This is a genomic window from Porphyromonas sp. HMSC077F02 (assembly GCF_001815465.1).
In the GTDB taxonomy this organism is placed as follows: Bacteria; Bacteroidota; Bacteroidia; order Bacteroidales; family Porphyromonadaceae; genus Porphyromonas_A; species Porphyromonas_A somerae.
On sequence record NZ_KV820657.1, the window covers coordinates 1 to 1,201 of the forward strand.

The 1,201-nt window shown below is 50.7% G+C and carries 1 protein-coding gene; it reads right to left on the reverse strand.

From position 1 onward, the window contains the following. Positions 1–13: 13 nt before the first annotated feature. The coding region (gene ltrA / locus HMPREF3027_RS04015; RefSeq protein WP_070707197.1) for a group II intron reverse transcriptase/maturase at positions 14–1,201 on the reverse strand (1,188 nt) is incomplete at its 5' end.

Here is a 1,201-nt window from a genome sequence, read left to right on the forward strand (position 1 = left end):
GGCATACGGCGGTTTAATTCGTTTTCAAAGAGTGTCTAATCGCATAGTAGTCTAAGCAACTTACAAGGCCTCTGCGGGCAAGTACATCTTTCGATATAGCTCGTACCACGCATGTACGTCTCACCACCCATTCGTAGCGGTCTCCGCAGTAGGATGTGAGCTTGGCTAAGTCGTTGCAGACACCAAGCTTGCGTAGTCCCCAGGCTCGTTTGTGTGGAGTTTTCCATTGCTTCCATATCACCTTACGTAACATCGTGCGTAGATGTTCGTCTATCTCTACCATCTTCCCTTTCATGGCTCCGATAGCAAAGTAGTTTATCCATCCACGTATCACTCTGTTGAGCATTGTGATGCGGACAGTCATGGAGATGCTCCACGAGCGTTTGCATAGTTTCTTCAGTTTCCTGACAAACTTCGCTACGGAGTCCTCGTGAGGTCTTGCCGTCCATTGCTTGGTCTGAGGGGATTTGTAAAATCCGTAACCGAGGTACTTGAGTTTGCTCGGTCGACAGACGTGTGTCTTGGTGGCATTGACCTTGAGCCCGAGGAAACGCTCTATCCATTGGGTGACAGAGTGCATCACTCGTTTGGCACTGGCTTCGCTTCCTACTGCTATAACGCAGTCGTCTGCGTAACGAACATAGCGCAGACCCCGTCTCACGAGTTCCTTATCTAGCTCGTTGAGCATCACATTGCTCAACAAGGGGGACAAATTGCCACCTTGGGGCGTGCCAAGTTCTGTAGCTTCGTAAAGACCATTCTCCATTACGCCCGACTTCAGATACTTGCGTATCAAGCTTTCGGTGTCTGGGTCTTGGATGACGCGACCTACATAACTCATCAATTTGTCCTGTGGAACATTGTCGAAAAACTTCTCCAAGTCTATGTCAACTATCCACTCCGCTCCCTCGTTGAGGTATTCCAAAAGCTTCTGTACGGCTTGCTCACAGCTCCTGCCGGGGCGGAAGCCGTAGCTGTTCTCTTGGAACTCTGCCTCGAAGATGGGCGTGAGGACTTGGACAATCAATTGTTGAAGAGTTCGGTCGACAACTGTCGGAATACCGAGCTTGCGTACGCCTCCGTTGGGCTTAGGTATCTCAACCCTCCGTACGGGGGCTGGCTTGTACCTGCGCTCTAGGATGGACTGCTTGATGCTCGTCCAGTTGGCGTTCATGTAGTCGCGGAGTTCCTCGACTTTCAT